Origin of the sequence: Caballeronia sp., from assembly GCF_049581465.1 — a bacterium.
Taxonomy (GTDB): domain Bacteria; phylum Pseudomonadota; class Gammaproteobacteria; order Burkholderiales; family Burkholderiaceae; genus Caballeronia.
Genome location: NZ_JBAUSA010001413.1, coordinates 1 through 7,507 on the forward strand (window position 1 = coordinate 1; position 7,507 = coordinate 7,507).

A 7,507-nucleotide genomic window follows, 5' to 3' on the forward strand; every position below is an offset into this window, starting at 1 on the left:
GTGCAGGAGGCACGCTGAACGAAAAGGCCGGTGGTTGCCTTTTCGGCCGGCTAGCCGAATCCAAGGCCGCCATTGTCCCTCTCGGACCATCCAATGGCTATTTTAAGGCTCTCGACGTCTTGGCAATAGCGCAGCGCGCACGGGATAGCTATGGGAAGAAGTAGCATTCACGACTGACGTTCTGACCGCGCGCCTTACTCTCGGGACAACCTCCTCCCAATGTCGAGTCAGGGCGTTCGCCCCGTCTGCACCTATCGCATTTACTCGGGAAAACCTTATTGCGCATCCCCAATTCGGTATGTTATTTGCTCGTTATCAGTTTGGGTGTTCGCGCGCATTCTTCAGGGCAAATCAGGGTAGCCAGACGCGAGGGACTGACTACAATGTGTGTGCGAGCGACGCTGCAAAGGCGGTCCGTTCAGAAGTAACGGTCAGTACTGTTACGTTTCAACTCCTTCATTGGAGGCATGCCCATGACGTGCATGAACGACAGGATTGCCGCTGTCATATTCTCTTTGCTCAGTGGATATGCGTTCGCGGATGGCCTTGTCATCGATTCGCCCCAAGAGATGACAGTTGCGAGCATCGCGCCTCTGCCCGTGGACTTTGTTCCGTCCATTCCGGACCCGCAAAGCTATTTGCACCGCTACGAAATGGTATTTCAGTCGAATCAAGGAAGCCCGTATTACTCGCAAATCGAAGGCTTTTATAGTGCACAGGTAACGCACAACTTTCGATTCGACGCCGGGAAAACCCCGCCGACACCTGATCCGGCGCCGCAGCAGGCATCGAATTTTCTAGGCCCGGGTCTGTCGACGACACCGCAACTCTCGATCGTCCAGTTGCCGAACGCGACTCTAACGCTCGGCGCGCAACCGCAGCGACGACTCTCGTTAACAGTCGATGACTGGGTCTTTTCCGCCACGGGGCGTGTCGCGGTTCTCCATTCACACGATACCGGCGCGACGCTTTCTGTTCGGCACGGTTTTTAATCCGAGCTCTGAGGTTAGCGCCATGCGTCGAGCGGCAGTTGAAGGTCGAGCAGCGCGCGTGCCGTGGAACAAGGGCAGGTTCGCAGGACAGAAGCCGCCGCTGAAACTCAAGGAGATATGGGCCATCCCGATCCGCCTGCAACTCTTAGCGAGAACACGCGATCCGGGCGATGTTCAACCTGGCCGTCGACAGCAAGTTGAGAGCATGCGATCTGACCAAACTGCGACTGCGCGATATCTACAAAAGACAACGTGTCGCGTCACGAGCGACAGTTATGCAGCACGTTCATGACGTAGTCATTTCGAAGACATGGTAGCTCCAGGGCGGCAGATCAAGGTAAAGACCACGCTTTGCGAGACCCTCTCCGTCGCGATCAAAACTGGTCTCCTCCATCAGGTCCTTCACCCGGACCGTACGTCCGGTTACGTCTGAAGGTGGAATTCGGGCGTAACACTGGCTCTGGTTGTCGGCGTAGTTGACGGCAATGATTCGCCGCTCGCCATCATCGCGCTGCCAGTACCACGCAATAAAGCAATCCCAGGTCCAGTTGCCCTCCCATGCCGGCACACAGTCGATCAGGCTCCACGTACCGTCACGAAAGACCGGCTGCCGCAGCACCGCCAGCAGAGTGGCGTAGAACCTTTGCAACTCAGGGTCGGCGCGCTCCTGCGGCCCGCGCGCCAGGTGCGGCGAGATACGTTTCCTGCAGCCTTCGAACTGGCCCTGATGGAAAAAGCGCAGGCCCGGTGAGAGATAGGTGATGATGGCCGCGGCCCGATGGATGCCCGGTGCGAAGGTCGCTGCGGCCCGCGGTTCGTCGTGGTTTTCCATGAAGCGAACCAACCTGTCCTGGTAATCGGGACCGGCGTGCAGGTGCTCGCGTACCGGCCGGGCGTGTGCATCGCGAAGGCGGTCGTACAGCCGCTTGTCGTACGCGTAGTCGAACCCCTGCTGCAGCATCGTCCACTCCAGATCCCAGTAGACCTCAGCGACAAACTTGAACAGCGGGTACTTGCGCCGCACGGATTCGGTGGCCTTCGGCCAGAAGTGATCGGTGCGGATGCCCCAAGTGCGTTCGAACACATCCGGCAAGGCCAGCATGGCCATGTCACATCGCACCCCATCGCATTGCCCGGCGATTCTCTCCAGTTCGCCGATCATTGCCTGCTGCAACGCCGGGTTGCCGTAGTTCAGCTGAACGGTGTCGGGCCATCCGTCGAAGTACGGATCGCGCCCATAGGCGAGCAAAAGTGGCCCTGCTCTTGACGCCACCCGGCAGTAGTTTTGGGGTGAGCAAGCCAGGTCAGCCTCGCTGCCATGGACAAAATGGTCCGGATGCTCCTCAATCCATGAGTGATCCGGCGCCATGTGATTCGGAACGAAGTCGAGCATCAGATTCAGTCCGCGCTGCTTGAGCCGCTGTCGCAATCGGGCGAGCGATTCAGCGGTGCCAAGATCGCGATGGACGCTGTAGCTCTGAATGGCGAACCCGGAACCGGCGATGTCTTCGTCCTTGAGGTCCGGTAACAATTCCGCGAACTCGCGGCGCCATTCAGGTCCGGCGCGCGAAACGGCCCGCGCCGCCTCGCCTGTTTGCCAGATGCTCAGGAGCCAGACCCAGTCGAAACCGAGCCCGGCGAGGCGATCCAGCTCGGCGTCGGGAATGTCGTCGAACGTGACGCGCCTTCCCAGCTCACGTGACAACGCAGTAAACCAGACACGCGTGTTGATTTGAAATAACGCCGGATAGCGTACGCCGGACATCGTTCCTCCGTCACTCGTCACTTGTGGCTTCTCCGCGGACCTGCTCCCTGACGACCCTCGCCATCAGAGTCCCGCGTTCTGTTTCAAGCAGGGTTTTAGCGTCGATGCGCGCAAACAGGTCCAGCAGCGGGGCGACCAACCCTGTCCACCCCGTCTGGTGGCTGGCACCGAGGCCTGCGCCATTGTCACCGTGGAAGTACTCGTAAAACAGGATCAGGTCGCGCCAGTGCGGATCTTCCTGAAATTTGGCGGATCCGCCATAGACCGGCCGTCGTCCTTTCTCATCGCGCAAGAACGTGCCCGTCAATCGCCGGACAATCTCCTGGGCCACCTCGAACAGCGTCATCTGCGGGCCGGAACCCGTGGGACATTGAACCTTGAATTCATCACCGTAAAAGCTGTACAGATTCACTAGCGCCCGGACGATAAGCATATTGACTGGCATCCAGACCGGACCGCGCCAGTTCGAGTTGCCCCCGAACATCCCGGTATCCGATTCCGCCGGCAGGTACTGCACTTTGTACTCGTCGTCACCGACCTTGAAGATAAACGGATGTTCAAGGTGATAACGCGAGAGCGAGCGAATGCCGTGCGGTCCGAGGAACTCGCCCTCGTCGAGAAGATAGCCAAGCACACGCTCGAGCTTCCTTTTATTGAGGACAGACAGCAGACGCCTTTCCTTATGACCGATGAAACCAGCTTCCGTCGGGGCTATCTGGGCCATCAATTCGGGGTGACGTTGTCGAAACTGGGCGATCAACTCCATCAGCTTCGGATAGCGGGCGGCGGAATCCGCTTCAAACACCGTCGACGCGCATAGCGGCAACAGTCCCACCATCGATCTCACTTTTAAACGGGTCGCCCGGCCGTCTGGGAGACGCAGCAAATCATAGAAAAATCCGTCCTGCTCGTCCCACATTTCGTCATGATGTTCGCCGCGACGGTCCATCGCATAGGCAATCCACATAAAATGCCGGATAAATTTGAAGGCGATCTCCTCATAGATCGGGTCGTACTCGCACAGGATAAGGGCGATCTCCAGCATGTTCTGGCAATAGAACGCCATCCACGCCGTCCCGTCCGCCTGCTCAAGCGACCCGCCGGTCGGAAGCTGCGCGCTGCGGTCGAAGACGCCGATGTTGTCCAGCCCCAGAAAACCGCCGGCGAAGACGTTGCGCCCGCTGGGATCCTTGCGATTGACCCACCAGTTGAAATTGAGCATCAAACCCTGAAACGATCGCTCAAGGAACCGGGGATCAGCGCGGCCCAGCTGCTTCTCATATTTGTATAGCCAGAGTGTCGCAGCCGCGTGCACCGGCGGATTTACGTCGCTGAAGTTCCACTCGTAAGCCGGAATTTGTCCGCTCGGGTGGAAGTACAGGCTTCTCAGCATCAGCAGCAGTTGATCCTTGGCGAAATCGAAATCCACCAGCGCCATGCAGACGGTATGGAAGGCAAGGTCCCAGGCCGCGTACCAAGGATATTCCCACTTGTCCGGCATGGAGATCACGTCGGCGTTCAGCATGTGAAACCAGTCCGTGTTGCGCACGTCGCGACGGACGGACTCGAGCAAAGGATGACTCTTGTGCTCACGTAGCCACTTCTCCAGGTCGAAGTAGTAATACTGCTTGCCCCATAGCATTCCAGCCAGCGCCTGGCGGTGCACACGGCGTTGATCTTCTGTCAGCGCGTGTGGTGCGATCCGTTGATAGAACTCGTCCGCATCGGCGACACGGCTCTCGAATATCTTGTCGAATCCGTCGAAGGGATCGTTCATTCTGGTGGTCGTCAGCCGTAGCCGGATCATCTTGCTTCCCCCACCAGGCACCTCGAAGTTATAGTGAGCAGCGACCTTCGTTCCCGTCTTCGCGGGATTTACCGCATCGCTCTGATTCGAGACGATATAGCTGTGGAATGCATCCTTGACGTAAGGAGACGCATTGGGTCCTCCCCACAGACGCCGCACATTGCTCTCGTTCTCGGTAAACAGCGACTCCGGATCACCCTCGCAATGGAGCCAGTACTGGCCCAGCTCATGGTGCGTCGCGCAAATGACACCAGGTCCAGCCTCGAGCAGCGACGGCTTCCGATCGTCGTCCCCCCAGGACCAGGTGTTGCGAAACCATAGTGTCGGCAATACTCTTAACGGGGCCGCCTGCGGCCCGCGGTTGTGTACCGAAATCCGGACAAGGATGTCTTCAGGATCTGCCTTGGCGTACTCGACGAACACATCAAAATACCGGTCATCATCGAAGATCCCCGTGTCGAGCAACTCATACTCAAATTCTTGCCGTGAACGCTTGCGGTTGGTCTCGACCAGGTCCTGATAGGGGTACTCCCGCTGGGGGTATTTATAGAGGTACTTCATGTAGGAGTGAGTGGGCGTGCTGTCGATGTAGAAGTAGTATTCTTTGACGTCCTCGCCATGGTTGCCCTCGCCATTCGTGAGGCCAAAGAGGCGCTCCTTCAAAATCGGGTCGCGCTCATTCCACAATGCCAGCGCAAAGCACATCCGTTGGTGGTCGTCGCAAAGGCCGCCGAGTCCGTCCTCTCCCCACTTGTAGGCACGTGAGCGCGCCTGATCATGAGTGAAGTAGTTCCAGGCGTCGCCGTTATCGCTGTAGTCCTCTCTGACCGTCCCCCACTGCCTCTCACTCAGATAAGGCCCCCACTTCTTCCATGGAACCTGGGCTTGACGCGTCTCGTTTAAACGCATTTGCTCCGCTACATCCACGATCTTCTCCTGAATTTCGAGGGCGAGAACGCCCGTGCAGGTTTCGGGCGCCGCAAAGAGGGCTACGTTCCACGCGCCAGACAACAGTCTTCCTGGCATACACGAACGCCGCCCCGGCCTGACGGGCGGCGGGGTTGAATAGCAGACACTGGACGAAGGATTCGCAATAGATGCAACTCGTTACCAGGCTCAGGCATGCTGCCCCGGATTGCGCAGATTACAGCTGTGGCTGGGATCACGAGTGTGGCAAGTTCGAAATGAGTTGAATTATTGGTTTTCTACGTTTTGTATGGTCGCCATTAGGCAGCCCATTACACCGCACTCTGCTGAGCGCGCATCGCCAAGTGCTAACAACGCGCAAGTTCGACTGTGAAGCTGTCACTCAGAGGACATTGGATCCCCAAACACGCATGAAACGGGATGGCGCAATTTCAATGTAGTTGTCGCGGGATAGGGCCACAATAGGACTAAAGGCTGATTGTGACTGAACATTCCAGCGATCAATAATGAAGCTTGAGAAGGCCGGCGAGGCAGGTAGGTTTGACTGGTTCGCTGTGGTTGCCGCTGCCCCATTCCGGTTGCCGTTCAGCGACTCATCATCCGTCCATCGAAGGAAAAAATCCGCGGCTTCAACAGGATAACAGTACGCACTGCCAAGCTTGGACAACGCAAAATACTGATGCCGACCCGGTTGCGCTGGCACAGCTGGCTACGCCTCAACCGGGTGTGCGTAAGCCACGTGTGAGCGCGTGCTGCGATCGGTCGGGACAGGCGCTGTCACCGGCTGGGCCTCGCCACCGGCAACAGGAAATCTGCGCGCCATCTGGCATCGTGATCAGTCGGGAGGAGCAACCATGAATCGGTGGAGCGAAAGACTTTCGCAAGCGGTCCGCATGTGGTTCCTGGTTGTACTGATGACGGGTTCGACTGGTGTGAGCGCCCAGAATCAACCGGAGCAGCCGACATTCAAGCCAGAGGAGATTGAGGCGCTGGTTGCACCGATCGCACTCTATCCGGACTCTGTCTTGTCTCAGGTACTGATGGCCTCCACCTATCCGCTGGAGATCGTACATGCCGCGCGTTGGGTCAAGGCCAATCCGAATATCAAGGGCGATGCAGCCGTGAAGGCGGTAGAGGGACAGTCGTGGGATGTCAGCGTGAAATCGTTGGTCGCGTTTCCGCAGGTACTCGAGCCCATGAGCGACAAGCTCGACTGGACCCAGAAGCTTGGCGACGCCTTCCTCGCACAGGAGAAGGACGTGCTTGCGGCGGTGCAGCGACTGCGCGCGCGTGCGCAGGAATCGGGCAATCTGAAGTCCAATGAGCAACAAAGCGTGACCGTGGAACCTGCGCCGGCGGGCGGCCAAGCTTCACAGACCATCGTGCGCATCGAACCGGCGAATCCGCAGGTCATCTACGTGCCGGCCTACAACCCGACCGTCGTGTACGGTACGTGGGGCTATCCGAGTTACCCGCCGTACTACTGGCCTCCGGCCCCGGCTTATTATCCAGGCGCCGCGCTTGCCACTGGACTTGCCTTTGGCGTCGGCCTTGCCGCCGCCGGAGCAATTTTCGGCAACTGCAATTGGGGGGGCGGGGACGTCAATATCAACGTCAACAAGGCGGCCAATATCGATCGCAATTTTGATCGCACCAAGGTTCAGGGCGGCAAGTGGCAGCATGACGCGAGCCATCGCCAAGGTGTCGCCTACCGTGACAATGCGTCCCGCGAGAAGTTCGCAAAGAATGTCTCCGGCGCCGACGCACGCGGTGACTTCCGTGGCCGCAACGGTGACGCAGGCAACCGCGCAGGTGGATCGAACAATGCCGGCGTGGGTGATCGCGGCGGCGGAAGAAACAACGCCACTGTGGGTGATCGCGGCGGTGGAAGAAACGACGCCGGCGTGGCCGACCGAAGCGGCGGAAGAAACAACGCCGGTGTGGCTGCCCGCAGCGGCGGAGGGAATGTTGCAGGCGTCAACGATCGCGCGGCACGGCCGGACCACCGGGCCAGCA

The 7,507-nt window shown here is 58.7% G+C and carries 4 protein-coding genes and 1 pseudogene; 3 read left to right on the forward strand and 2 right to left on the reverse strand.

The window, feature by feature from the left end:
- Positions 1 to 473: 473 nt before the first annotated feature.
- The gene (locus WCA53_RS34185) at positions 474 to 992 is read left to right on the forward strand and encodes a hypothetical protein (protein ID WP_423922654.1); all 519 of its coding nucleotides are present in this window, start codon (positions 474 to 476) and stop codon (positions 990 to 992) included.
- A 22-nt stretch (positions 993 to 1,014) separates the two neighbouring features.
- Positions 1,015 to 1,273: pseudogene (locus WCA53_RS34190) on the forward strand (integrase); the annotation flags it as partial.
- A 5-nt stretch (positions 1,274 to 1,278) separates the two neighbouring features.
- Here WCA53_RS34190 and WCA53_RS34195 read toward each other — a convergent pair.
- Both WCA53_RS34195 and WCA53_RS34200 read right to left on the reverse strand, forming a co-directional pair.
- Entirely contained in the window at positions 1,279 to 2,757 is a 1,479-nt protein-coding gene (locus WCA53_RS34195) for an alpha-amylase family glycosyl hydrolase (protein WP_423922657.1), read from the reverse strand.
- Positions 2,758 to 2,767: 10 nt separating this feature from the next.
- Complete coding sequence (locus WCA53_RS34200) at positions 2,768 to 5,473, reverse strand: MGH1-like glycoside hydrolase domain-containing protein (RefSeq protein WP_423922665.1); 2,706 nt, start codon at positions 5,471 to 5,473, stop codon at positions 2,768 to 2,770.
- An 872-nt stretch (positions 5,474 to 6,345) separates the two neighbouring features.
- Between WCA53_RS34200 and WCA53_RS34205 the strand changes: the two genes are divergently transcribed.
- Positions 6,346 to 7,507, forward strand: a 1,162-nt coding sequence (locus WCA53_RS34205) for a DUF3300 domain-containing protein (RefSeq protein ID WP_423922660.1), incomplete at its 3' end; no start/stop codon positions are given.

Bases quoted from the DNA above. Each gene is read 5' to 3' on its own strand.
- WCA53_RS34200 (WP_423922665.1), bottom strand. From the start codon at position 5,473: ATGCGTTTAAACGAGACGCGTCAAGCCCAGGTTCCATGGAAGAAGTGG.
- WCA53_RS34185 (WP_423922654.1), top strand. From the start codon at position 474: ATGACGTGCATGAACGACAGGATTGCCGCTGTCATATTCTCTTTGCTC.
- WCA53_RS34195 (WP_423922657.1), bottom strand. From the start codon at position 2,757: ATGTCCGGCGTACGCTATCCGGCGTTATTTCAAATCAACACGCGTGTC.